This is a genomic window from Spirosoma flavus (assembly GCF_054778555.1).
Window position 1 is genome coordinate 226,577 of the sequence record NZ_BAAGZL010000009.1, and the last position, 26,543, is coordinate 253,119.

Sequence of the window (26,543 nt, forward strand, 5' to 3'; positions counted from 1 at the left end):
CTTTCAACGGTATGGCAAAGAAACTTATTGGTGATCCGATCAACCGAATTGACGGGAAGGAGAAAGTGACCGGCGCAGCCCGCTACTCAGCCGACATTAAACGCCCCAATCTGGTCCACGGCGTACTGGTGATGAGTACGATTGCCCATGGCCGCGTCCGGCAGATCGATACGAGTGCAGCCTTGAAAATTCCTGGTGTACTGGGCGTAATGTCGCACGAGAACGTACCGAAAATACGTGGGGCCGATAAAAATAAGAATTCAGAACAAGCCAGTGACCGGGTTTTGCATGTGTTTCAGGATAACCAGGTTCATTACAATAACCAGCCCATCGCCATGGTACTGGCTGAAACCTTCGAAGCTGCAACCGAAGGCGCTGACCGGGTGCGTGTCACCTACGACACTGAGCCTCTTAAACCTGAACTACCGGCAAATATAGACAAGGCCGTTAAACCAAAACGATTGCCTCGCGGGGACGATCAGGTCGATACCGAGCGGGGTGATCTGAAAGCGGGTATGAGCGAAGCGACGACCCGATTGGAGGAAACCTATCGAACACCAACCCAAACGCACAACGCGCTCGAACCACATGCACTGATTTCTTATTGGGAAGGCGATAAACTTACTATGTACACAGCCACCCAGGCGGTTTCGTCTACGCAAAAGCGAGTGGCCGAATTATTCGGTATTCCGAAAGAAAACGTGCGGGTCGTCTGTCAATATATAGGTGGCGGGTTCGGCAGTAAGGGGACTATTTTTTCGCAGAATATGCTGGGACCGCTAGCGGCTAAATTCATCCAGCGACCGGTCAGGCTGGTGCTCAAACGGGAGCATATGTTCGGCATGGTAGGGTCAAGATCCGCTACCGTACAACGCTTTTCACTGGGAGCTAAAGCTGATGGGCAGTTTACGGCGATGGCGCATCATACCATCTCGCAGACCGACGATTTCGACGAGTTTGCCGAACCGGCTGGAGTTATCAGTCGTATGCTTTACGCGGTTCCCAATCAGGAAACGACCCACAAATTTATTCCCGCCAATATTGGCCTGACCTCGCCCATGCGAGCACCCGGTGAAGCGCCCGGCGTTTATGTGCTGGAATGCGCCATCGACGAAATGGCCGCGCAGCTAAAGATGGATCCACTGGCGCTACGTTTAAAAAACTACGCCGAAACGGACCCCCATAAGAATCTGCCGTTTTCCAGTAAGTCATTGCGAGCGTGTTATCAGAAAGGAGCTGAAGCGTTCGGCTGGTCGAGTCGAAAGGCTGAACCCCGTTCCATGCGGGAGGGAAATCAACTAATCGGCATGGGCATGGCGACCACGGTCTATCCGGTTAATCGGGGGGAGTCGTCGGCGAAAGTGCAACTGAATGCGGACGGAACTCTGCGGGTCGAGACGGCCACCCAGGATTTAGGAACTGGTACGTTCACGATTCTGACGCAGCTGGTAGCCGAGGTGTTCGACATCTCACCCGACTTGGTTACACTGGCCGCGGGCGACACCCGGTATCCGGAAGCCGTAGGGTCGGGTGGCTCGCGGACGACGGTAACCACGGGCTCTGCGGTAGTGCAGGTAGCAAAAGAGGTGCTGACGAAAGCCAAAAAAATGGCGCTCAACGATACCAAATCGCCCCTTTATGCAACGCCAGAATCCGAAATCAAGATTGAAAAGGGAAGGTTATATCGCCAGTCTGACCCCCGCAAAAGCGAATCGTTAAGCAGTCTGCTGAAACGTAACGGAGGAAAACCTCTGGAAGAGATGCAGGAATCGAAAGCGGGCGCTGAACAGGACAAATACTCCATGTATGGCTTTGGGGCCATCTTCGCCGAAGTGCGGGTGGATGAAGCCTTGGGAGAGGTTCGGATAACGCGGATGCTGTCGGTGGTATCGGCGGGGAAGATCGTTAACCAAAAAACGGCGCGCAGTCAGTTGCTGGGTGGGATGATCTGGGGTTTGAGCATGGCACTTCATGAAGATACCCTGCGTGATCCACGCACAGGGCGTATTATGAATCCTAATCTGGCTGAATACCACGTACCAGTTAACGCCGATATTGGGGAGCTTGACACGATTTTTATTGCCGAAGAGGATGAAGACGTCAATCCGGCGGGGGTGAAAGGCATTGGCGAAATGGGGATTGTAGGCAGCGTATCGGCGATTGCCAACGCCATCTACCACGCTACCGGTAAACGGCATCGCGAGCTACCCATTACGGTTGACAAGATCCTGCCCGACAGCGCCAAAAAATAACCATCGTTCATGTTATCCCTGACAACGCGTCACAGTGATCCAGAAATCGACATATACATCCTACTGAAAGAATTTATAAACCATTTTCCATGCGTACAGTAGCTCTTGAAGAACACGTTAGCCTTTCTGAGTTGACCCGCCGGATTCCACAGGAAGCCATAACGGCGCGGGGCTGGCCTCCTCCTTCCAGCCCCAACTCACCCATGCAGCGAGTGTCCAGGCAACTTGATGAAGTTGGTGAGGAGCGTTTAGAAAAAATGGATGAATCGGGGATTACCGTGCAAGTGTTGTCGGTATCCGGTGCCGGAGCTGACCTGTTAGACCCTACCGAAGGGCCCGCTTTAGCCCGTGACTATAACGATGCGCTGGCCCAAAAGATAGCCGCCCATCCGAATCGGTTTGCTGGATTTGCGCACCTGCCCATGACGGCCCCCGAAGCAGCGGCTGACGAACTCGAACGTAGCGTGACCGACCTGCATTTCTGCGGAGCGATGATAAATGGATTGACGCAGGATCAATTTCTGGACCATCCCCGGTTTACTCCGCTGCTGGAACGAGCCCAAACGTTAGGTGTACCGCTATATCTGCATCCAAACATTCCGCCCGCAGCGGTCCGGCAAGCCTATTATGAAGGATTACCAACGGCCTTGTCCACCCAGTTGGGCATGGCTGGTTTTGGCTGGCACGCAGAAACGGCTATCCACGTATTACGGCTCGTTTTATCTGGCACCTTTGAGCGGTATCCGAACCTGCAACTTATCATCGGTCATATGGGAGAAACGCTGCCGGTGATGATGGCTCGCTGCGATACCATCTTTACCTCAGAGATGACGCACCTGCCCCGAACCATCAGCCAGACGCTTCAGCAACAGGTATTTATCACCACAAGCGGTATTTTTACCCAACCTCCGCTCATGGCTGCTCTTGCTACCTTTGGCATTGACCGGATTTTGTTTTCTGTCGATTATCCATACAGTACCAACGAGCAGGGACGAGCATTCCTGGATGGAATTAAGTTGCCGCCCGAAGACGTAGAAAAGATTGCCTACAAAAACGCTGATCGCCTGTTAAAATTAACGGAGAAAACAAGTGAGTGAAACTGTGTCAGCTACTAGGATTAGTCCGATTAAGGCTACCTGGCAGATTACTCACGGTACACCGGTGTGCTCGTTTGTCTCAAGCAGTGAAAGCAGCCTTTGCAAGTAAAGAGGGTAGTGAATCTTGGCTACCAGAAAAGCCGAATCGATAGCTACCTTAGAAATAATCATCAAGGTTGACATGCAGAAAGAGACTGGTCTAGGATTTAAGATCTTTACTCATGGCTTTTTTGCAAAATAGGCCAAGCGCTTTGGTTGTATGCGCTTCCACCGTTTTAAGCGAAATATGGAGTTCGTCGGCAATCTCCTGATTTTTTCGCTCCTTAAACCGACTCAGCATAAAACAACTGTCAAACGGCTGGACTGAAGCCGTTAATAAGCGAATAGTCTTCTGTTTTATTGACTCAAATCGACAGGGTATCGATTTGAGGAAATTTAAATAAACAAGAAAGAAAAAGTGATGCTCATTTCTGTAAAAGTGTAGTAGTATTTGTTGACAGCTGAGCAGGAATCAGCGTCTGTTTAAATGGAAGCAGTACATATAATTGAAGGCTGAAATTTATTGTTAAAAATATGACATTATGGTTTTATTAATTAGTAAAACAGTTAAACCACTTAACGATCTACAACGGGTAATAACTAGTTATTAAAAACTGCTAAAGCTAATCGGGATTTGAAACATTACTATATTAATTGTTCTTTAACTTAGTTGAGCACGTATATTTGTAATGTTCCCTAAGACATAGACAAATAGTGAGTTCGTGAGTGAGGATGATAAAATTCTTTGGCAAGCATTTCGAGGAGGTGACCGCAAAGCCTTTGAGACGCTCCTGAATGTCTATTATAGGCCCTTATTTCAGTATGGAACCAAGTTTTTAAAAGACAGAGATCAAATAAACGATTGTGTTCAGGACCTATTTGTTGACCTCTGGGAACGTCGGATTTATTTGAATGACGCGAGAAACTTAAAAGTTTATCTCTTTGCGGCCTTAAGAAACTTAATCTTTAAAGAGAAGAAACGATTTCTTAACTGGGAAGAGATGCCCCATGAGTGGGATGAACCTGTAGCGGATACATACTCCGAAAACCGTATCATATCCGAAGAAACGCATCAGGAACAGCAATCTCAGGTCCAAAAAACGCTTGTTCACTTAACTAGGCGGCAGCAGGAGATTATCCACCTTAAATTTTATGAGGAGTTAAGTAACGAACAAATTGCGGAGCTGCTGGACATTTCCCGTCCGGCCGTTGCGAATTTGTTATTTCAGGCTATTCGAGCCTTCCGACTGCATTGGAAACCATTCCTTCTACTCTTTTATTCATTACTCAATTAAGATTTGTTTAGTAAGGTATTGATAACCAGTATTTTATAAAAAATATAAAAAATTTTGGGTAATTTTTGATTATTCTCCGCTGCTTTTTTGCCCTTCCTTATAGACTTCGCCAGGAATAGTGTTTAACCATGAAGCAATATAAGGATTACACCGTTGAAGACCTTTTGTTGGACGATGATTTTCTGACGTGGGTGCGAGCAGACTGTCCGTCGACGGGAACGATCTGGAATGAACTTATTGCTACGTATCCAGAGAAACTGGAAGTCGTTAATCAAGCGAAAGCGTTTATTGAAGATCAGCGGCAAGGCACCCATTTGCCAAACCTACCAGATGCAGAACTAACGTATCACATTGGCAACGTATTAGCCAGAACAACAGTCGATGAAATACCAGTACGTCGGTTGAACAGTTTCTCCACCTGGTGGCAGGTGGCGGCAGCCGTTACGTTACTGATAGGACTGGGTTGGGCTGTTCTCAACTGGCAATCGCGCCAATCCACGTATGTATATGAGACACTGGTCGAGGAATCCACTACGCCCTTAACGGAAATTGTCAATACCAAGCAAACAGCCCAATCCATAGCCTTACCGGATGGAAGTCAGATTAGACTGGCAAAAAACGCCCGAATAAGTTACTCCCGTCAGATGGCCAAAGAAGCTGTTCGCAACGTTTATCTGAGTGGCGAAGCGTTTTTTGACGTTACCAAAGATCCCCAACATCCGTTTTTTGTGTACGCTGATGGGCTGGTTACCCGTGTGGTCGGAACAAGCTTCATCATTCGGACGAGTGGCAAACAGGTTTCAGTTATTGTCAGATCGGGGAAAGTGGCTGTTTATTCCATGAATAAGGCGGCCAAAGCCGGAAAGGAAGAAAAGTTGATGTTGACACCGAATCAGCAGGCGACGTTTGTGGCGGAGGAAAATCAATTGACCCGAGCTATAGCCAGCCAGCCCATTAGCCTGAACACGGCCAGCCAGCCAGCTACGCTTCAATTTGAGGACACGCCGATCGCCGATGTATTTGCCCGACTGGAGAAAACCTACGGGATACCGATAGTATATAATGCCAGCCAGATGAAGAACTGTTTCCTGACGTCAACCTTGGCCGATGAACCCTTCTATACCAAATTAGACATTATCTGTAGGACCATCGGCGCCAGTTACAAAGTCGAGGACGCGCAGATCGTGATTACCAGTGCTGGCTGCGAATGATTAAGTACCGCAATTACTGACCTAAACTAAACGGAACCTTAAACCCATCCCAATGACGTAACGCAAGTGCCTTTCACAAAAAAGCCGCCGGGCATGTGAACGTATCATGATTGGCCTCATGATGAGTTCTACCCCGCGACTTAAATAATCCCCTGATGTTTTGGCGAACACACCTCCTTTTGCAGGAGCCAGGGGGCTTTTGTTTTTAAAAATCCAAAAACCGTCGGTAAATTATGAAAAAAAGTAGTACCAAACGCAATCGTATTGCGCTGATTATGAAAGCCAGTATTCCGTTGATGCTGATTTTTCTGCTGGGCAGTTTAGCCTATGGGCGAGATGGTTTCGCACAGGAACTATTGAATCGGCCTGTCTCCATTGAGGTTGAGCAGATCGATCTGAGTGTCGTTTTAAAGAAGTTGGAGAGATCAACCAAAGTCCGCTTCTCCTACGTTCCATCGCTGGTTCGAAATCGTAAAGTGAGTCTGAAGGTGCATAATGAGCGCTTAAATGAAGTGTTGGAAAAGCTGCTAAGCCCGTTTCAGATTCAGTTTTCGGTATCGGGAGAGAACATCATCCTGAATAAACAACTCGACCCAGCGGGGAGTAGTCAAACCAATAGTATAACCGTACAATCTGCCGAGGGAATTGTAGTTGCTACTACGTCAGTGAACCAGGATCGTACCATTACCGGAAAAGTTGAAGATGATAATCGGGCTCCACTGCCGGGTGTGAACGTACTGCTGAAAGGAACAAACCGAGGGACGACTACCGACGCTGAAGGCCGTTACCGACTAACGATACCAGAATCACAGGCTATCACACTGGTGTTTTCGTTGGTGGGATTTGCCTCGCAGGAAGTGATTCTCGGCGCGCAAACTTCGGTGGATGTTAAGCTACTGCCCGACACGAAAATCTTGAATGAAGTGGTTGTAGTGGGTTATAACACGGTGAAACGTACCGATGTGACCTCTGCTGTGGTAAGCGTAAATGCTGATGAGATACGTTCCAGGCCCGTCGCCAATGCGCTACAGGCTATTCAGGGCAAAGCCGCTGGGGTGGATATTACCTCCAATGAGCGACCCGGTGAAATAGGAAGCATTCGAATCCGGGGTAATCGCTCATTAACCGCTACCAACAATCCGCTCTACGTAGTGGATGGTATACCGCTTTCGTCGGGAGGTATCGAGTTCATCAACCCGAATGATATTGAAACGATAGACATTTTGAAGGATGCTTCGGCTACGGCCATTTACGGATCGCGGGGAGCCAATGGCGTGATTGTCGTTACGACGAAACGGGGAAAAAGCGGCCGTTTGGTCCTCGAATACGTAGGAACCGCTACGTTCGAACAGATTCAGGACCGGATGCAGCTCATGAATTCGGCGCAATACGTTGATTTTCGGCGAAATGCGTACCGCCGAATTAACTACCTCAATACGTTAGCAGGTCGCACAACGCCAGCCGGTACGGGATACCCGGATGCTCCGAGTCAGGTAGACGATCAACGGATATTTGGGGGTGATGCGTATGCACTGGCCAACATAAATAAAGGTTGGGCGAACGGTACCTGGAACGGCGATCTGGTGCCAACAACCGACTGGCGGAGTCTGGTAAAGCGAACCGGTATTACGCACGATCATATTCTCAGCGCCAGCGGAGGAACCGACAAAATTAAAGCCTACGGTTCGTTTGGGTATCTGCGCAATGAAGGAACCCAGCTTGGGCAGGATTATACCCGCTACAGTGCGAAAGTGAGCGTCGACGTCAATCCGGTAAAGTGGCTGAAAATGGGTGGAACGATTGACGGTACGTTCAGCAAGCAGAATTACGGATTTTCCACAACCAATGCAACGGGTCCAGGTAGCCTATACGCAGCTGCCAACGGCATGCTTCCGTTTGCCGTCCCGTACGATAGCACCGGCAGACGTATCAACCTGCCCGGTGGCGACATTACGATTCTGAATCCGATTGGGGAAGATCAGTATAATATCAATCTGCGCAAAGTGACCCGCGCCATGGCTTCCCTCTATGGCGAAGTTACGTTTATGGATGGGTTACGTTATCGGATGAACTTTGGCCCCGATTTTTATTACAACAACAATGGTCGCTGGATGGATCAAAACTCCATCAACCGGGGGGGCGGTGAGCCGGGTTCAACAAACTACGCCCAGCTAAACAATACCAACAATTTCTCCTGGTCGCTGGACCAATTGATTTACTTCGACAAGACGTTTGGTCAGCACAGCATCGGCCTGACTTTGTTGCAGAATGCTACGTCGTACCGGCAGGAAACCTCGTCCATGACGGCAACTAAGTTGCCCTATAACAGTCAGTTGTGGTATCAATTGAACTCGGTGAGCGCGCTGGACGGCTTCAGCAGTAACCTGATTCAATCGTCGCTGGTTTCCTACATGGCCCGGGCAAATTATAGCTTCAGCAGCAAGTATATTCTGACCGCGTTTGGCCGCTGGGATGGAGCCTCTCAGCTAGCTCCCGGCAAGAAGTGGGATTTCTTTCCCTCGGTATCGGGAGCCTGGCGTTTAGATCAGGAGGACTTTATTAAAAACGTCTCCTGGATCGATGAACTGAAACTGCGCGTAGGAGTCGGTGTAACGGGTAACGCAGCGATTTCGCCGTATACAACCCAGGGCGTTCTGCAAACTCTGTATTACACCTTTGGCAGTTCTGTGCAGGCAGGCTATGTTTCGTCGGATGCGTCGCTGGCTACCCCTATCTCCCTGCCAAACCCGCAACTTGGATGGGAACACACGCGGCAGTGGAACGTAGGGATCGATTTTAATCTGTTCAAAGGACGTATCAACGGTGCCCTAGACTTTTACACATCACGTACCACCGATCTACTGATGCTACGTAGCATCCTGTCTATCAATGGCTATACCACTTCCCTGACGAATATCGGCGAAACAGCTAACCGGGGTATTGAGCTGACCGTAAATACGGAAAACATTCGAACAAATCAGTTTGGCTGGACGTCTACCCTGAACATCGGAACCAACAAAGATCGCATTGTTAGTCTGGCAAATGGCGCCGTGGACGACCTCAACAACCTCTGGTTTATTGGGCAGCGACTGAGCGTTTACTACGATTATCAGAAAGACCGTATCTGGCAAAACACCCCGCAGGATCTGGAGGAAATGGCGAAGTTTGCGGCTAACGGACAAACCTTCCGGCCCGGCGATATTAAAGTGGTTGACCAGAATGGCGATTATAAAATTGACGCCAACAACGACCGGGTCATTCGGGGCAGCAGCAGCCCAGCCTGGACGGGCGGTATTACCAATACGTTCTCCTACAAAGGACTTGAACTATCGGCGTTTATCTTCTCGCGGTTAAATTTCCTCGTACAGTCTGGTGCTGAAAGTCTTCAGGGGCGCTACACCCAGCGCCTGGTGGATTACTGGACGCCCACCAACCCAACCAATGAGTATCCTGCCCCCAATTACAACAGTGCGGCAGGTGATCCCTTCCGGAATGCAATGAATTACCAGGATGGCTCGTTCGTCAAGATTCGCAACGTTACGTTAGGCTATATTCTCCCTACGAAAATTGTGCAAAGAGTGGGCCTGTCGCGAGCGAAGGTGTATGCTCAACTATTGAATCCCGGACTGATTTACTCGAAAATAAGCTGGCTCGACCCTGATACGGGAAATTCCAACTTCAACCGGGGACTTGTCTTCGGTGTAAACGTCGGCTTCTAATTCTTAACCAATCATCGATGAAACCTATTACTCGTTCTATATATTCGGCAGCACTGGTTGCGGCTCTGGTGAGCGTATCAACCAGCTGCAAAGAAGAATTTCTGGAAGAAAACCAGATCACCCTACTGACCACGCAGAACTTCCAGACTCCCAGCGGTTTAGATGGTCTGTCGATTGGGATGTACCAGAGTCTGCGCTTTCACTTTAACTACGAGTGGGCCTATGCGACTACTAACTACGGAACCGATGAATTTACCGTTGGGGGCGACCGTACCGAGCAAATGTTCAACTCCTACGATGCTAATCTGAACTCTCAGAATGGCGACGTAGCGACCGTCTGGGATAACATGTACGGGAACATCAACTCGGCCAACATCATGATCGAGAACGTACCGAAATACTACGGTGGTGGCACAACCGCCAATACCCGATTAGGTGAGGGGTATTTCATGCGGGCGTTCGATTACTTTAAACTGGTACGTCAGTTTGGAGGAGTCCCCCTGAAACTGGCTCCTTCCACCAGCATTGAAGAGGAGTTTACCCGGGCCTCGGCGCAGAAAATTTATGATCAGATCGTCAAGGACTTTACGCAGGCTTATGAGCTACTGCCAGCGAGCGTTACCGAACCCGGACGGCTTACCAAATGGGCGGCCGCTCACTTCCTGGCCAAAGTATATCTCTACCGGGCGAGTGAAATCTACAGCGACTGGAACAGCAGCACGAAAACCGCTGATTTGCAAAATGCTGTTAAATACGCTGATCTAGTCATTAACACCAGCGGGCATACACTAGCTACCAACTTTAGCGATTTGTGGAATTTCAGCGCGATAGACGGGCCGAACGAAACCAACAAGGAAATCATCCTTTCGGCTCAGTTTTCCGGTAATACGGCTACTCAGGGTCGTTATGGTAACCAGGTACACCTCTACTATCCGTCGATCTACCAGACCTTGCCCGGTATGCAACGGGATATTCCCGGTGACCGGGAATTCCAGCGATTACGTACCACCGATTACTCGATTGATGTGTATGACCGCGTGAACGATTCCCGTTTCTGGAAAAGCTTTAAAACCCGTTATCTCAGTAATCGACCATCGTCAGCGCCAACCTGGACGGCAGCCACTGCGCCCAATCCGAGTCTGGTTGGTAAACCTAAATTTGCCGGTGGCGAAGAAGCTGTTTTGTACATCGTGAATGCGCCCGGCGATACGCGCTACACAGCCACCAGCATTACGTTACGTGCCCCCTCGATGTTTGTTCGGTATTTTGCCGGGCAGGCCGAGAATATGCTAGGCGGTCATGGCAATTACAACACCAGCCAATACGTAGCATTATCCAAGTTTATGGATGGCTCCCGGAATGCCGTTGCTTCGCAGTTCGGACAGCGGGATGGTATTCTGGCTCGTCTGGCCGAAACGTACCTGATTGCTGCCGAAGCGCAGGGCCGGTTGGGTCAATATGCGGCTGCGATTCCGTATCTGAATAAAATCCGGGATCGGGCGGCATATAAAGCTGGTGAAGACCGTGCTACGTATGTCGACGGGGGCGTAGCGTACAAAAACAATACCGCTGCCAATACGGCTCAGTTTGTTTCCTATTCGGACAAGAACACCTATTTCGAATCGAATAATTTGGCCGTAACCACCGCAACAACGCTCGATGCCATGCACCTGAAAAGTGAGGCCGACATCTTTAGCGCCACGAATCAATTTTACACTAAAGTTGGTGCTACGTCGCAGGCAGACCAGTTTATCGCCTTTATCCTGAACGAACGCTCCAGAGAATTAATGGGCGAATTGATGCGCTGGGAAGATCTGTCACGTACTAAAACGTTAGCGGCCAGAGCAATTGCCTTTAACGATGAGGCTAAGCCGGTTATGCCGAAGCATTTGCTACGTCCCATTCCGCAAAAATTCCTGGATGGGGTGAAACAAAACGGCGCCATTCTGACAGCTGAACAGAAAACTGTCGTGCAAAATCCCGGCTGGTAAAATCACCCACCCCATAGGCAGATTAAAAACTTGACTTTGGGGTGGTTTTTTGGGCCCTTGCCGGTAGGCGAAAAATACGCTCAGGCACTTTTGGATACAAATCATTCACGCAGCGACAGCCCAATTTGAGAATCGTTATGACGAAATCATTTCTTTATTCACTACTGTTCGGGCTGTTGATAAAGACAGTTCCGTCATGGGCGCAACGAACTTTAGAGCGGTTGGACCGGGGCGTTGTCGCTGTCCGCACAAGTCCGAATCAGGTGTTTGTGAGCTGGCGACTTTTGATCAACGACCCTGATAACGTAGCGTTTAATGTGTATCGAACCATTGCGGGCAGCCGACCGATTAAAGTAAACCAACGTCCGTTAACGGAGGGCACCAATTTTGTCGACACCAATGCTACGTTCCGTCAGGACGTCCAGTACAGTGTTCGGGCCGTGGTGGGAAAAACCGAACAGAAACCGGAGGGTTCGTTTACGCTTTCTGCCGGTGCTACGTCGCCTTATTTAACCATTCCGCTGCAAACGCCCACTGGTTATACGCCCAACGATGCTTCCGCGGCTGATCTGGATGGCGATGGAACCTACGAACTGATTCTGCACCAAGCCAGTCGGGGGCGTGACAACTCGCATAAAGGGCTTTCTGATCCGCCTATTCTGGAAGCGTATAAACTGGACGGTACGTTGCTTTGGCGTATCAACCTGGGACGTAACATTCGGGAAGGTGCCCATTACACCCAGTTTATGGTGTATGATCTGGATGGAGATGGACGGGCCGAACTAGCCTGCAAAACGGCAGATGGTACGATTGATGGTACTGGAAAAGTACTTGGCGATTCAACAAAACATTGGGCTAAAATCGACGGGCCGTTGGAAGGTAAAATTCTGGATGGACCCGAGTTTTTTACCATTTTCGACGGGAAGACCGGCGCTGCCCTAGCCACGACCGATTACATTCCATCGCGAAATCCAACAGATGGCTGGGGCGGAATTGGGGGCGTCGGTGGCAACGATAACAATGGCAACCGGGTCGATCGTTTTCTGGCGTGCGTGGCGTATCTGGATGGAAAATTACCCAGCGTGGTAATGTGCCGGGGTTATTATGGACGTACCGTTCTGGCCGCCTGGGACTGGCGGGGTGGGAAATTGACATCCCGGTGGGTGTTCGATTCGCAGCAAGCGCCGGATGGATTTTCGGGTATGGGCAATCACAATCTGACCGTTACCGATGTCGATAACGACGGTAAAGACGAAATCATTTACGGGTCTATGTGCGTAGACGATACGGGCAAAGGCTTATACACGACCCGATTGCGTCATGGCGATGCGCTACACGTAACGGACCTCGATCCAGAACGGCCGGGGTTGGAAGTCTGGAGCATTCACGAAAACGAAGCACCGATTCCCGACTACGAAAAAGGATTTGGCGCAGCCCTGTATGATGCTCGTACCGGCGAAATTCTCTGGGGAGCGTTTCCCGGTGAGGACGTAGGCCGGGGCGTTGCCGAAGACATTGATCCCGCTAATCCCGGTGCGGAACTGTGGTGGTCGGGTTCCAATGGCCTGTTTTCCACCAAAGGACAACGTATCGGCGACAGCCCTTCCTCGGCCAATTTTTTGGTCTGGTGGGATGGCGACTTAACCCGAGAATTACTGGATGGCAACCATGTCGATAAGTATCAGGCGAACGGTCCCGCGATTCGGTTGCTTACGGCGGACAGCTGTTCATCGAACAACGGTACGAAAGCTACGCCCGCCCTCAGTGCTGATTTGTTTGGTGACTGGCGGGAGGAGATCGTGTTACGTAGCAACGATAATAAGAGCCTGCGCATTTATACAACCACGATTCCTACCCAGCATCGGTTGGTAACACTCATGCATGACCCACAGTATCGGCTCAGTATTGCCTGGCAAAACGTCGGGTATAATCAGCCGCCCCATCCGAGTTTCTTTTTGGGCCAAGGCATGAAACGGCCACCCCGCCCCGCTTATCGCTTTTCCACCTCTAATCAGTTCAATCGATGAACCTGTTTCGTTACGTTATCTTTTCCAGTCTCGTCCTGTTTTGTCTAGCTGGCCGACAGCCTCAGCGACCTACTCTCTACCTGATCGGGGATTCAACGGTGAAGAATGGATCGGGTAAAGGAGCCGATGGTCTTTGGGGGTGGGGGAGTGTCATCGGAGAATATTTCGACACAACCCGGATACGTATCGACAATCAGGCGATTGGCGGACGTAGCAGCCGTACCTTTCTGACCGAAGGCCGCTGGGATAAAATTAAGGCTAAACTAAAGCCTGGCGATTTTGTGATGATGCAGTTTGGCCACAACGATGCCGGGGCCATTAATGATACGTCGCGCGCTCGTGGTACCCTTCGGGGAATAGGTGACGAAACGGAAGGAATTGATAACAAGCTGACTAAAAAGCATGAAATCGTCCATTCGTATGGCTGGTATATGCGCCAATATGTTACCGACACCAAAGCCAGCGGAGCAATTCCGATCGTTTGTTCGCTGGTACCACGCAACGTCTGGAAAGAGAACAAAGTGTCCAGATCTTCAGATAGTTATGCGCTTTGGGCTTCTCAAATCGCAAAAGCTGAAGGTGCCTTTTTTGTCGATCTGAATGAGATCATCGCCCGCCAGTATGAAGCAGGCTATACAGAGGAAACGCTCAAAAATGCTTTTTTTCCGGTCGATCATACCCACACCAATTTAGCCGGGGCTCAGTTTAATGCCCGCTCTGTTACGGAAGGACTGCGCCAACTAAAAAATTGTCCCTTACAAACGTATTTAAACAGTTCCAAACGATAGCTGACATAGCCCGAAGACCTGTTTTGCACAAACACTTATTCCTCATCTATGCTACGTTCTCTTCTGAAATCACCTCTACGCAAACTGGCGTGTTGCTGCATACTTGTTTTACTAAGCCATTCGCTCGTACTGGCCCAACCAGCTGCGTCTAAACTACCCAGTCGGCAGGAAATTCTGGCGACAATGACGCTGGCCAATGACTACTTCATGAAATCTTGGCCTGATCCCGGAAAAGAAATCATCACCAATAAAACCCGGCCAAGCAACATCTGGACGAGGGCCGTGTATTACGAAGGGTTGATGGCGTTGTATGGTATTGATAAACAGAAAACATACTACGATTATGCTGTTGACTGGGGCGAAAAACATAAGTGGGGACTACGTAGCGGCCCCAACACACGTAACGCTGATGACCAATGCTGTGGCCAGACTTATATCGACCTATACCAAATCGATCCCAAGCCCGAACGCATTCACGACATCAAAGCGTCGATTGATGCCATGGTACGTAGTGATAAAGTAGATGACTGGAACTGGATCGACGCGCTTCAAATGGCGATGCCCGTATTTGCTAAACTAGGTGTTCTGTATAAAGACCCCGCGTACTTCGAAAAGATGTACCAAATTTATACGTACTCGAAAACCAAACATGGCGGTGACGGACTTTATAATCCGCAGGATCATCTATGGTGGCGGGATAAGGATTTTGTGCCGCCTTATCAGGAACCCAACGGACAGGACTGTTATTGGTCGCGGGGCAATGGCTGGGTGGTCGCAGCTCTGGTTCGGGTATTGGAAATCATCCCGAAAGACGCTCCCCACCGTGATGAATACGAGAAAATGTATCGGGAAATGATGCAGGCATTACCTTCGTTGCAACGTAACGATGGCTATTGGAACGTAAGTCTGCACGATTCTACCCACTTTGGCGGTAAAGAACTCAGCGGAACAGCCCTTTTCGTGTACGGAATGGCCTGGGGTATCAACAACGGTTTGCTCGACGCAAAAACGTATCGTCCGATTATTACAAAAGCCTGGAATGCCATGACAGCAGAATGCGTACACCCAAACGGGTTTTTGGGGTATGTGCAGGGAACCGGCAAAGAACCTAAAGATGGTCAGCCTGTTACGTATGATAGCAAACCTGATTTTGAAGATTACGGGCTAGGATGTTTTCTACTCGCAGGTGTGCAGTTGTGCAAAATGAAGCGTTAGGCGCATTTTTAGAAGGACATAAAGCGACATGTCTATATCTGATTTTTGAGAGGATTGCCGTGAGGCAGCTAGAGGTAATACGGATTTTTAAAATGTAACGCTGACAGGTTTTTGCTGTCGCTGAGCCACATAAGCCAAGAGCTCAATCTAACTTTCGGGTATTTTGTGTTCATTTGTACGTTCCGCTAAACCTACTTATGAAACGCTTCTCCTACCCAGCCTTACTCCTGACCATTGGCCTGCTCAGTCTGACCGATAAACCCGCTACCACCGACTGGCCCGAATACAACGGCGGGCCAGATCGCAACCATTTTTCACCGCTTACTCAGCTGAACACCACCAACGTAGTGGGCTTACAGGTCGCCTGGGAATATGCGTCGGGCGGAGTTGATACGCTTAAAAACAACACCCAGATTCAATGTAACCCGCTCATTATCGACGGTGTGCTGTACGGGGTTTCGGCGGGCTCGCAGGCCTTTGCCCTCGACGCGGCCACCGGCAAGCAGCTTTGGAAAACCGCCTTTACCGACGATACGTTCGCCATGAATAGCCGGGGCGTTACGTATTGGACCGATGGGCGAGAAGCCCGGATTTTCTTCGCCTACGGCTCGCTGCTCTATGCTCTCGACGCCCGAACGGGGAGACCAGTGGCCAGTTTTGGCAAAGGCGGAAAAATCAATTTAAAAGACGGACTTTCCCGTCCCGGAGCCGACGAATACGTAGTGAGCAATACGCCAGGCGTGGTGTATAAAAATCTGCTCATTATGGGCCACCGGGTGTCGGAGGTTGCGCCCGCCCTGCCCGGCGACGTGCGCGCTTATGACCTGCACACGGGGCGACTCGTCTGGACCTTTCACACCATTCCACACACCGGTGAGTACGGAGCCGACACTTGGCCCAAAGACGGTTACCGCAACTTCGGTGGAGCAAACAACTGGATGGGTATGGCTATCGATCGCCAGCGCGGTATTGTCTATGTACCTACAGGAACTGCCGCCTTCGATTTATACGGCAGTACCCGGCCCGGTCAGAACCTGTTCGGCAACAGCCTGATAGCCCTCAACGCAGCTACGGGCAAGCGACTTTGGCATTTTCAGACGATTCACCATGACATCTGGGACCGCGATATTCCGGCTCCGCCCAATTTATTCACCGTCGTTCATGATGGCAAAAAGGTGGATGCCGTTTCGGTTGTATCCAAACAAGGTTTCCTGTTTGTCTTCGACCGGGTTACGGGTAAGCCGCTGTTTCCGATTGAAGAACGACCCATGCCCGCTTCCACCGTACCAGGGGAAAAAGCCTGGCCCACCCAGCCGATTCCTCTCAAACCTGCGCCATTTACCCGGCAATCGTTTTCGGAAAGCGATATTAACGACTTTGTTACCGACCGCGACACGATTGTGGCCCAGCTTCGGCGCTGGCAATCGGGTAAAGAGTTCATTCCGCTTCCCCTGAGTCCGAATCGTACCGTGTTCTTCCCCGGCACCGACGGTGGCGCGCAGTGGGGCGGAGCAGCGGTAGACGAAAATGGCATTATGTACGTTCCCTCCAAGCAAATTCCGGTTACTATGGGTCTAGTTCCGACTCCCTCCGGTTCAGCCAGGACTGTTGAGCGAACCGGTAGCCAACTCTACCAAATTCACTGCGCTAACTGCCACGGCCAAAATCGCGAAGGCAGTCATGACGGTAGCTATCCGGCCCTGGTCAGTATTTCTAAAAAACGCACCGAAACGTCGGTGGCCCAGGTTCTGGCTAAAGGCCAGGGCATGATGCCTGCTTTCACACAATTGAAGGAAGCCGAGCGGAAGGCCATCGTAGATTTTTTATTTGATAAAACAACGACCGTGGCTAGCAAGGCGGACCTGAACACCGCACCCTACCACCACACTGGGTTTACCCGCTGGTACGATCGAGCGGGGTACCCCGTGAGCCGTCCTCCCTGGGGGACACTAACGGCTATTGACATGAATACGGGCGAACACCGTTGGCAGGTTCCACTGGGCGAGTACCCTGAACTAGTGGCTAAGGGCTTGCCTCCGACAGGCACCGACAACTATGGTGCTCCGGCCGTCACGGCGGGCGGGTTGCTCTTTATTGCCTCCTCGCGCGATGAACTGATTCGGGCTTTCGACCGAAAAACGGGTCGTGAACTATGGCGGGCCAAACTGCCAGCGGCCGGGTATGCTTCACCGAGTACCTACGCGGTGAATGGCAAACAATACGTAGTGATTGCCTGCGGGGGAGGTAAACTCAAAACAAAGTCGGGAGATCGATACGTGGCGTTTGCATTGCCATAAAGCGCTACGTGGTCGTTGAGCCGTTGTTTACCTTTTTATGAGAATCAAGGATTTGTGAAGTGTCTTGGTCTGAGAGCTATTGGACGGTTAGCTAAACGCCGATAGATAGTAGCTAACCGAGAAACTGGGGCGTCTGGTTACGCTTTCGCCCCGCTGAGCATTACAATCATGTGCGCCGGTTGAATTAAGTCTTAAAATCTTTACGTGTATACGAAACGCTGGCTCTACTGGGACTGGCGTTTTTGTATTAGTAGTAGTCAATACCGTTCATGGCAAGCGTACACGTTCTGGTTGGATGTTGGCAAAGTTTACCGTTTCCTCAAAACTCATATTAAAATAACTGAATCGCTTGATTTTAAGACATGTCCTGACTCAATTGCTAGCTTGATGTATTCCAACTCTACTCTCTATCACGATTATGAACAAACTGATCATTTTTTGTCTGATTCTGCTAGCAGCTGTCAGTCTTTATCCGTTGATGGCCCAGACTAGAACCACTCTGTTTATGGGTATTGCCAACGATCAACTCAATGGCACATTCAATACCGTCTATGGCTTCAGAGATAATATACCAGGAGCGACTGATGCGCCATCCTACGCACACGGACAGGGAAACACGCTGGTTGGCGCTAACGCTAGTAACTATACCAACGGCTCCGATAATACATCCATTGGTTTTAATGCTGGTGGTTGGTTTCTCAGTGGCTCTCAAAATGTGTTTATCGGCTCGGGTGTCTCTGCCCAGTTTGGCGGTTCAGACTCGCCTACTTCCAACACCAGGATCATGAAGGGAAACAGCTTTGTGGGATATGGAGCAGGTTATTATAATCGGGCCGATTATAACGTGTTTATTGGCTATCAGTCAGGCTATTCCAATGTGACGGGTATCCGTAATGTGTTTGTGGGATCAGGCACAGGCTATGCCAACACAGGGGGGGACAATGCCTTTCTGGGTTATCAGGCAGGCCAGAATAATTCCACCGGTACCGATAACACCTTTGTTGGATCGCTAGCTGGTCGGAGCACCACCACAGGCCAGTTCAACTCATTTGTGGGTAGTTATACCGGTCAAGCCAACACTACGGGCCGACTCAATACGTTTATGGGCTATGGCACTGGTTCGAACAACAGCAGTGGCGGAGTGAACACCTTTGTTGGTTCTTTTGCGGGGGCGGCTAATACAACCGGCAAACAAAACACGTTTTTAGGCTATTCGTCCGGGCTGGAGGTGACCGTTGGCAGCAATGACATACTTGTGGGTTATCAGGCAGGCCAGCATGTGACCACTGGTAACAATAACATTGTCATTGGCCCTTCTTCAGGTACTGCCCTAATCGATGGCAATGATAACGTACTGATGGGTTATAATAGTCAGGTTGCTAGTAGTAATCTCCAAAATGCAGTTGCTTTAGGCACGAATGCCCGAGTTGCGTTGAGCAACGCCATCGTTCTAGGCGATCCCACCAATACTAGCATTGCCGTTGGTATTGGCACCGATTCGCCCCAATATCCCCTCGATGTGCGTGGAACGATCAACCTACGTAACAATGGTCGAATTAAGTTTGCTCACCTGTCTAATCCAGTTCGCCAAGGTGCCACAGACCAATTTTTGACGGTCAATGAGCAGGGCGAAACCGTGCTGGCCCGTTACCAACTACGCATTAACAACCCCGGCGAGTGGAGCGATAAAGTCTTTAGTCCAACGTATCAACTCCCTACACTACCTGATGTCGCCACCTACGTAGCCCTATACGGTCATCTACCGGGAGTGCCCTCGGCCGAACAGGTAGCCAAAGAGGGAATCGATCTAGTGAAGATGAATGCAACACTCTTGGAGAAAGTAGAGGAATTGACCTTGTATAGTATCCAGCAGGATAAGAAAGTAAATCAGTACAAACGAGAGGTTGACGAACTGAAAGCGCTGGTCAGACAGGTTCTGGAAAGGAAATAGCCACTTTAAGATTGTTTAGGGCTTTTAGGTGGTAAACAAAGACAATCAAGTTGATACATTAGTCCGTGAACGCTGGCGCTATTGGGGCTGGCGTTTTTGCTTTGTCAATGGCGTAGCCTGCCGCTAACTCATTTACTACCGATGAATATGAGCTGGTTATGTACATTTGTTAAAATGCACCCGACTCTTCTCAGTCGTTTACGCTATGAAATCAATTCTTCTGCTGTTGTTGTTGGTAGTCGACCTCGCTATACCTGCACGGGCTCAGCAAACCCAAAGCATCTACTACACCGCATCGACCAGTGCCGATGGTCAATCTAACATCACCCTAGGGGCCTATGCCGGTACGAGTGGAGGGCTCCATACCGTAACGCTGGGGGCCTTTGCCGGGCAACTTAACAGGGGTAATGCCAATGTATTTGTGGGCTATGCAGCAGGCACGCTAACCGCTTTTGGAAGCTACAATGCCTTTATTGGCGATCATGCAGGGTACGCTAATTCCTCTGGTACGCTTAATTCCTTTCTGGGCTTTTCCGCGGGATACAATAATACCACGGGAGGGAATAATTCGTTTTTGGGCTCGTATGCGGGAGTCAATAATACCACTGGCAGTTATAATTCATTTGTGGGCGCTAGTTCAGGCAGCTACAATACCACGGGGGACCAAAATTCCTTTCTGGGTTATAACACAGGGACTTACAATACAAGTGGTAGCAATAACGCCTTTGTGGGGTATGCTGCGGGCTTTCAGAACACGACTGCCACGGCTAATGTGTTTGTGGGTGCGCAGGCTGGTTACAGCAATACGACTGCCAGCAATAACGTGTTCATCGGCTATCAGGCGGGCTATGCTAACACCACGGGCATCGCTAACTTATTTATGGGTAACGCAGCGGGTACACAAAGTAATGGCTCCTATAACCTTTTCATTGGCAATGGCTCAGGCTACAACAATACGTCAGGCTTAGGTAACACCTTCATCGGGGATGGCTCGGGCCTGGGCAATGTCACAGGTAGTAACAACGTTTACATCGGCCGCTCGGCCAGTTTAGCTAGTAACGCAGCCGGCAATAATAACACCTTCATTGGCTTTCAGGCACGTACTGGTGGGCCAACGGTTGATAACTCCACGGCCATCGGTGTCAACGCTCTTGTCACCGCCAGCAACTCCGTAGTCATAGGGGCTCCCGGCGCCAAAGTGGGCATCGGCAACTCGGCTCCTCAGAACAAGCTGGAGATCACTCAGGGTATTGCCAATCAATCAGGCTTGCGCTTAACTAATTTAACCAGTAATTCACCAGCCTCGGTTACGAATCAGTACAAGTTTCTGACCGTTAATTCGGCGGGCGATGTGATCCTGGGCAGTGTGAACGGTTCAGCCCGTGAAGGGGTGAGCGAATCGCTTTGGCAGCAAAAAGGCGACTTCTTACAAAACAGTAAAGGTGATGCGGTTATCATCGGCGGTAACGTAGCGCGTACTCCGTCAGGCTACAAGCTGTTTGTGGAAGATGGCATTTTGACCGAGAAAGTGAAGGTGGCTGTTAAGAATACCTCCGAGTGGAGTGACTACGTATTCAAGCCTAATTACTCACTGAAGCCACTCATTGAAGTTGAACAGTACATTCAAAAGAATGAACACTTGCCAGGCATTCCTTCAGCTGAGGAGGTGGTTGAGAAGGGCATTGATGTAGCAAAAATGGACGCTAAGCTACTCGAGAAGATTGAGGAGTTGACCTTGTATAGTATCCAGCAGGATAGAACGATTCAAACTCAGCAACAGGAAATAGAGGCTGTTAAACAAAAGCAGGCTGAACTGGAACGGCTGGTCAACCAACTCCTGAAACAGAAATAGCGGGGTGGTGAAAGTGATGAAAGTAGCGGTGAGAAAAACTATTTATTTTCCACCTGTAGCCATTTGACCTTATCCAACAGGGGCGGTAAGTTCTCCAGGCCCGCTAACTATTCAACCTGCTGGGGTGACATGCACACCATTACTTTAACCGCTTCCCGGGTTATCTCCATGCTGTGCAGCTTATTGTGGGCAATCATCTCGCGCTCAACGGTGTAATGCAGCGTTTCCCGAATGATGCAGAAGTAGCGGGCCGCTGAATCCTGGGACTGATTGGTTTTAGGCTGCTGCGTATTCATGAGTTGAATCCCGATAGTTAGCGGAGCGTATGCCAGAAGAAAATGGCATCTGGCCTTATCCCCAAAAACACAAAAGCCCTGCCAGTGACGACAGGGCTTTGTATTGTTAACAAAATGATAATTATTTCTTCTCAAGTAGCTGTTTGACCAGCGTTTTGAGTTGGTCAACCTCTTGCTTATAGTGCTCCACTTTCTTTTCCTGTTGAATGCTGTAGAGTGTCAACTCTTCAATCTTCTCTAGCAGCTTAGCGTCCATTTTGGCCGGATCAATACCTTCCTTTACGACCTGCTCAGCTGAGGGAACATCCGGCAAATGGCCGTGCTGCTGAATATGCTGCTCAACTTGTGAAAGTGGTTTGAGATGATACGTTGGGGAGAATACCTTATCGCTCCATTGATTTACGTTGTCGATACGTAGCCGGTAACGAGCTAGCTCCGTTTCTCCCTGTTCATTCACGGTCAGGAATTGGTCAGTTGTACCGTTACGTAGCGGATTGCTGAGATGGGCGAATTTGATGCGGCCGTTGTTACGAAGGTTGATCGTGCCCCGTACGTCTAGGGGAAACTGGGGAGCATTCGTGCCGATGCCCACTGCAATACTGGTGTTGGAGACGTCGCCTAAAACGATGGCATTACTTAAAGCTACGGTGGCATTATAACCAATGGCGACTGCATTCTGGAGATTGCTACTAGTGGGGGTGCTGTTATAGCCCAGCATCGTGTTGTTACTGCCGGTGATATTATTTTGACCGGCCCCTGCTCCCAAAAAGACATTATTTGTGCCGGTTGAGGTAGTATAACCAGCTGCGTTGCCTATAAAGGTATTCCGGGAACTTGTCGTATTGGTACCTGCTCCATTGCCCACGAATGTATTGAGGCTACCGTCAATATTGTAGTAACCTGCCCCATAGCCAAGAAACGTATTGGAGGCACCACCTACATTGGAAGTACCGGCCCCAGCGCCTGCGAAGGCATTGTAGTTACCGGTTGTGTTCGACTTACCAGCCTCAGCGCCCACAAAGGCATTGCCACCTCCAGTTGTATTAGCGTTGCCTGCAACGGCGCCCAGAAATACGTTGACACTACCGCTTGAATTGGCATAACCCGCCTGATAACCTATAAAGGCATTGGAGTCACCTGTTGAGTTGGCATACCCTGCCTGATAGCCTAGAAAGCTGTTTCGGGGACCGGTCGTATTGGTATAGCCCGCCGAAGTGCCTACAAACGTGTTAGCCGTCCCCGATGAGGTTAGTCTACCTGAACTGTGGCCCACAAATACATTGCCTAGTGCCGTATTATACTGGCCCGCAAAGGCCCCCAGAGTTACCGTCTGAGTTCCCCCGGTTGTCCCTGCATAGGGACCTAAGGTTATATTGGATTTTCCGTCGTCAGCTGTCGCTGCCGTGTAATAGATACTTTGAGTTTGCTGAGCCAGAGCCGTATTGGTTAAGACACCTGCCCAAAAAAGTAAAAGAGTCGGTTTCATAAAGTCAGCGATTTAGATAGATCAAATCTAGCTGATAACCAGTCTATTTTTATTTCACTTTTACTTTCCGGTACGATCTTCCAGCCAGAAAAAATCAAGCAGGTGGAAGAAGCGCCTATGTGGGATGTGTAGGAAATGTAGGCTCAAAACATCTTTTCATTTTTTACCTAGTACTTCAGATATCTAGAGTGGTTGAATTACCCTGCTGAGTCGGTATTCGGCAACCAAACTGCAATAATCATCGTCTGAACGTTAATCCCATTTATATCATCCGGGTTTTAGAAGTTACCTCGCCCTATAGGGTCAATCATCGGAGTTAGATTCAATTATCCTTTTGAAGGAGAGAGCATCTTGCCTCATGTGAACGTTGTTAAAGAACACATAAGAAGGCTTATCCATGGGCAGCAACTCGGCTAGTTCGGCTAATTCCTGTGCATCGTATTGATACCGCCAGCCCTGTCTGCCATGCAGCCGAAAATAACACTGCTCAGGCGTGACGGTAGCCATGGTAAACGGATCAACCACGTGCCATAAGCTCAGATGGTCACATAACTCCTCAACGACTTCCCGATCCCAGTTACCTCTAGGCTCCCAGCCCAGCGTCAAACCTGCCCGATCAATGTTCGTGAAGAAGTCAGTTAATTGACGAATATGAGTAGGTGTGTGGGTAAAACTGGCTGGGCACTGGAATAGAATAGTTTTGGCCCGTAGTGCTTTTGCGCAGTCCAGAGTGGTCTGCCAGGCCTGCTGAACAATAGAGGTGGGTCTGAAAAAACCCGCTTCTTCCTGCTGCTGAGGAGAGAGTTTGATCCGTAAGCGTTTATAAGTAGGGCTTTTGGCCTGATGAGTAATGAGTTGCCAGGCTTTAAGGGTGAACTCGAATTGTTCAGGAACTTGGGCTCGCCAGCGTTCTAGTGTGTTTAGCTGGGGTGGTTGATAGAAGGTATGTTGTATTTCGACGCAGGCTAATTGCTGGCTGTATTCCGCTTTGGAGCCGTTGAAGCCACAAGTGCCAATGCGTATGTTGTTCATATTCCCAGGGTATATCCCAGAATAACCCTGAATGCCATATATGGTTCTCGGTCTTAGCAGGAAACACAAAATAGGCGCAGTGTATTTAGAAAACAACCTACTTTTCTGGGTGGTAAGGTGGTAAACTCTTATGTACGGCCTTTACCATTACCACCCAGAAATTCTTAACTATTTTCAACGCTTACGACCTCCACTACTTCGGTAACTGTCACTTCGTGGAACATAAGTTTTGTTACCATTACTATTAATATAATAGCGTCCACCGCGTGAGCCAGTGTGAATCCAGGCTCCTGTAGTTGGTGTATTGGCTCTAGTTGAAATACCCCCTTCGTCATCCGGATCATACGTCCGGCCTGTATAGTCAGTGCGGACAAAGGGGCTTTTGGATTTCGAGAAATAAGCGATACTCTGTACAGGTAGATAACCCTTTTTGTCATCCACATCAATTAGCCAATAGCTATAATCATACCGCTTAATCTTTACCACCGAATTAGCTGGTAATTTGTGGATAGGTTTGGCAATAGCATAGTTATCTACCAAGACATCTGTTTCACGTATGACTTGACCATACCATACGGTTCTATCCTGCTCAGCCCAATATAAACTATCTTGTCTATAACTTTCAGCGAGCTTTTTCCAGTCCTTTCTGGGTGCATAGGCTAGACCAGGGATAGATGCGTCTTTTTTAGAGTTGACTTTGGTTTGGCTTATTAGCCGAGATTTAGCACGGGGTGAGTAAAATCGGTATCCTTTGAATTCGACTGGTACTGATGCCCCTATAGACATGGTCTTTGTCCCAGTGGAATAGATTGTATCACCTACCTGAACAGTATCAACAGAAATGCCAGAGAAAGTGGCAAACTCAAAAAGCGGGATTGGTTCTTCAGCAATAAAATAATAGCGATTGACCTTGCAACCTGTAAAAGCAACTACAATAAAGAAGAGGGTATAGGTGTATTTCATAAAATGGTGGGATTGATTATCTGACAAGAAGTCGCTTACAGCAATCTACTAACTTTTGTACACCAACAAAAAAGTACTTAACATTTCTGCTAAGTGCTTGATTTTCTGAGCGGTCCGGACGGGGCTCGAACCCGCGACCCCCTGCGTGACAGGCGGTAATACGACTATCACTGCTGTTTATTGTTAAATGTTATAAGTACTGATATACAGTACGTTATAGGCGATGTTATTATTGTAGTCTATTGCAGATATAACGTTGTTTATTATATTTGTTGTACCTAACATGATACCAGCAGCGAAAGGTACAACGCAATGGCAAGAATAACCGAGCATAAAGAGTGAAAGGCTACTGTAAAGATTATCTACCGAACTGCTAAGACCCTAGCCGACGGCTCTCACCCATTTTGGGTTCGCATTACATAAGAACGAAAGAGCACCTATATTTCAACAGGTATAAGCCTATTTCCTAAATACTGGAATAGCAATTATACTGGGTATCGTGAAGCTATCCGGAAATCTTACCCTTGGCCAAATCGGAGTAATCTAATTAATGCGCTTGATGGTTGGGAGCGAAAGTATAGCCAAGCGGCTGAAACGTTAGTTGTAGCCGATGAGGTACATAACATTAAAGATGTAGCAAGTAAGGCAATTGAGGGACGTAAACAAGCTCGTAAAACGAAGTTACTCTCCTATATTGATGAACTGATTCTTGATATGATGAAAGTTGGTCGGGTAGGTAATAGTCTTGTTTACAAAGACCTTAGAAATCAGCTTGTCGAGTTCATTAAAATCAATTTTCCTCAAACTGACGATATCCGCTTTACTGATATAACGGTAAAATTTCTCAATACATTCGAGATATATATGAGCATGAAAGGGGTTGCTGATACTACTCTATCCAACCGATTTCGAACTTTACGGGCTGTGTAGCCTTACCCCAATTAGGACAGCAAGCATTTAGACTTTTTCATCTTCCCCTTGCTTGGCATATGTTGCTGGTGCCAAGCCGCCCAGTGATTGATGGGGATGAAA

General features: G+C 49.1%; 18 protein-coding genes. 13 read left to right on the forward strand and 5 right to left on the reverse strand.

Features of this window, described 5'->3' with window-relative positions:
- The first annotated feature begins 11 nt into the window (after nt 1–11).
- Nucleotides 12–2,252: a xanthine dehydrogenase family protein molybdopterin-binding subunit gene (locus tag ACYVF1_RS30730; RefSeq protein ID WP_461086277.1), complete on the forward strand. Its 2,241-nt coding sequence runs from the start codon at nt 12–14 to the stop codon at nt 2,250–2,252.
- Between the two features lie 89 nt (nt 2,253–2,341).
- Nucleotides 2,342–3,349, forward strand: a complete 1,008-nt coding sequence (locus tag ACYVF1_RS30735) for an amidohydrolase family protein (RefSeq protein WP_461086279.1) — start codon at nt 2,342–2,344, stop codon at nt 3,347–3,349.
- A gap of 199 nt (nt 3,350–3,548) precedes the next feature.
- On the opposite strand, the gene ACYVF1_RS30740 is transcribed toward ACYVF1_RS30735, so the two are convergent.
- Nucleotides 3,549–3,689, reverse strand: coding sequence for a sigma factor-like helix-turn-helix DNA-binding protein (locus ACYVF1_RS30740; RefSeq protein ID WP_461086281.1), 141 nt, complete (start codon nt 3,687–3,689; stop codon nt 3,549–3,551).
- Nucleotides 3,690–4,110: 421 nt separating this feature from the next.
- Between ACYVF1_RS30740 and ACYVF1_RS30745 the strand changes: the two genes are divergently transcribed.
- The 10 genes from ACYVF1_RS30745 (at nt 4,111) to ACYVF1_RS30790 (ending at nt 21,734) form a co-directional block, all read left to right on the forward strand.
- A complete protein-coding gene (locus tag ACYVF1_RS30745) occupies nt 4,111–4,683 on the forward strand; it encodes an RNA polymerase sigma factor (RefSeq protein ID WP_461086283.1) in 573 nt (190 codons plus the stop codon).
- Between the two features lie 128 nt (nt 4,684–4,811).
- Nucleotides 4,812–5,894 carry a FecR family protein gene (locus ACYVF1_RS30750; RefSeq protein WP_461086285.1) on the forward strand — a complete coding sequence of 361 codons (1,083 nt, stop codon included), beginning with the start codon at nt 4,812–4,814 and terminating at the stop codon, nt 5,892–5,894.
- Between the two features lie 233 nt (nt 5,895–6,127).
- Entirely contained in the window at nt 6,128–9,613 is a 3,486-nt protein-coding gene (locus tag ACYVF1_RS30755) for a SusC/RagA family TonB-linked outer membrane protein (RefSeq protein WP_461086287.1), read from the forward strand.
- A 17-nt stretch (nt 9,614–9,630) separates the two neighbouring features.
- A complete protein-coding gene (locus ACYVF1_RS30760) occupies nt 9,631–11,604 on the forward strand; it encodes a RagB/SusD family nutrient uptake outer membrane protein (protein ID WP_461086289.1) in 1,974 nt (657 codons plus the stop codon).
- A 137-nt stretch (nt 11,605–11,741) separates the two neighbouring features.
- On the forward strand, nt 11,742–13,631 hold the full coding sequence (locus tag ACYVF1_RS30765; RefSeq protein WP_461086291.1) for a rhamnogalacturonan lyase: 1,890 nt from the start codon (nt 11,742–11,744) through the stop codon (nt 13,629–13,631).
- Entirely contained in the window at nt 13,628–14,419 is a 792-nt protein-coding gene (locus ACYVF1_RS30770) for a rhamnogalacturonan acetylesterase (protein ID WP_461086293.1), read from the forward strand. The genes ACYVF1_RS30765 and ACYVF1_RS30770 overlap by 4 nt, the downstream gene beginning before the upstream one ends.
- A 48-nt stretch (nt 14,420–14,467) precedes the next feature.
- Nucleotides 14,468–15,634, forward strand: a complete 1,167-nt coding sequence (locus ACYVF1_RS30775; protein ID WP_461086295.1) for a glycoside hydrolase family 88/105 protein — start codon at nt 14,468–14,470, stop codon at nt 15,632–15,634.
- 197 nt (nt 15,635–15,831) lie between these two features.
- Nucleotides 15,832–17,931: an outer membrane protein assembly factor BamB family protein gene (locus tag ACYVF1_RS30780; protein ID WP_461086297.1), complete on the forward strand. Its 2,100-nt coding sequence runs from the start codon at nt 15,832–15,834 to the stop codon at nt 17,929–17,931.
- Between the two features lie 418 nt (nt 17,932–18,349).
- Nucleotides 18,350–19,882 carry a hypothetical protein gene (locus tag ACYVF1_RS30785; RefSeq protein WP_461086299.1) on the forward strand — a complete coding sequence of 511 codons (1,533 nt, stop codon included), beginning with the start codon at nt 18,350–18,352 and terminating at the stop codon, nt 19,880–19,882.
- Between the two features lie 205 nt (nt 19,883–20,087).
- On the forward strand, nt 20,088–21,734 hold the full coding sequence (locus ACYVF1_RS30790; RefSeq protein WP_461086301.1) for a beta strand repeat-containing protein: 1,647 nt from the start codon (nt 20,088–20,090) through the stop codon (nt 21,732–21,734).
- A gap of 107 nt (nt 21,735–21,841) precedes the next feature.
- Here ACYVF1_RS30790 and ACYVF1_RS30795 read toward each other — a convergent pair whose 3' ends face one another.
- The 4 genes from ACYVF1_RS30795 to ACYVF1_RS30810 all read right to left on the reverse strand — a co-directional run bounded on the left by ACYVF1_RS30795 (nt 21,842) and on the right by ACYVF1_RS30810 (nt 25,511).
- The gene (locus ACYVF1_RS30795) at nt 21,842–22,030 is read right to left on the reverse strand and encodes a hypothetical protein (protein ID WP_461086303.1); all 189 of its coding nucleotides are present in this window, start codon (nt 22,028–22,030) and stop codon (nt 21,842–21,844) included.
- Between the two features lie 121 nt (nt 22,031–22,151).
- Nucleotides 22,152–23,516 carry a hypothetical protein gene (locus ACYVF1_RS30800; protein ID WP_461086305.1) on the reverse strand — a complete coding sequence of 455 codons (1,365 nt, stop codon included), beginning with the start codon at nt 23,514–23,516 and terminating at the stop codon, nt 22,152–22,154.
- Nucleotides 23,517–23,819: 303 nt separating this feature from the next.
- Entirely contained in the window at nt 23,820–24,548 is a 729-nt protein-coding gene (locus tag ACYVF1_RS30805) for a DUF72 domain-containing protein (RefSeq protein ID WP_461086307.1), read from the reverse strand.
- 174 nt (nt 24,549–24,722) lie between these two features.
- Nucleotides 24,723–25,511 (reverse strand): hypothetical protein, encoded by a 789-nt coding sequence (locus ACYVF1_RS30810; RefSeq protein ID WP_461086309.1) that lies wholly within the window; start codon nt 25,509–25,511, stop codon nt 24,723–24,725.
- Nucleotides 25,512–26,204: 693 nt separating this feature from the next.
- Between ACYVF1_RS30810 and ACYVF1_RS30815 the strand changes: the two genes are divergently transcribed.
- On the forward strand, nt 26,205–26,441 hold the full coding sequence (locus tag ACYVF1_RS30815) for a phage integrase SAM-like domain-containing protein (RefSeq protein WP_461086319.1): 237 nt from the start codon (nt 26,205–26,207) through the stop codon (nt 26,439–26,441).
- The last annotated feature ends 102 nt before the right edge of the window (nt 26,442–26,543 follow it).